Origin of the sequence: Synechococcus sp. R6-10, assembly GCF_047461815.1 — a bacterium.
Lineage (GTDB): Bacteria > Cyanobacteriota > Cyanobacteriia > Thermostichales > Thermostichaceae > Thermostichus.
In genome coordinates this window covers 1-561 of record NZ_JANSHW010000514.1, presented here as the reverse complement: position 1 = coordinate 561, position 561 = coordinate 1, and the positions used below count along the sequence as shown (strand labels likewise).

Sequence of the window (561 nt, the reverse complement as noted above, 5' to 3'; positions counted from 1 at the left end):
ATGTGAACGCCTTTCCTTCTACGGCGACCTGCAGATAGACCCCGAACGGTTATTTTCCGATTACTTAGAAGAAATGCTCGCTCGATATAGCGACGGGATGATGCGAGACATCGTGCGGACGATTGACGAGGAGCAGAACGAGGCAATCCGTACCGATAAACCTTGTATCGTAGTTGTCGGCAGACCAGGCACGGGTAAAACTTCTGTGGCTTTGCATCGTATTGCCTACCTGAACTATAAGCGGCAGCATGAAAGCAGGGGTGGACGGCGGACGACCCACTTTGCGTACATCAGCCCTACCGTAAGATTATGTGCATACACCAGCGGTGTTTTTAGGAACATCCCAGACACATCTCCAGAGTACTGGAGTGCTGACAGCTTAATGGACGAAATTATCAAAACACACTACAGCCATTTCCTGTCCAGAAGACTGCCATCAATTGAAGATAGGCTGGGCTACGAAGAGCGAATGCTGCAAGAGCGTGAACAACTAAGTAAAGCAATCTATCTGTTCCATACTGAAGAGCCTCAATCTGCACTCCTAAATGTATTTATGGAAGG

Annotated in this window: 1 pseudogene; it reads left to right on the top strand. The window is 48.3% G+C overall.

What is annotated here, in order from left to right:
• A pseudogene (locus NW837_RS12980) lies at nt 1–561 on the top strand (hypothetical protein); the annotation flags it as partial.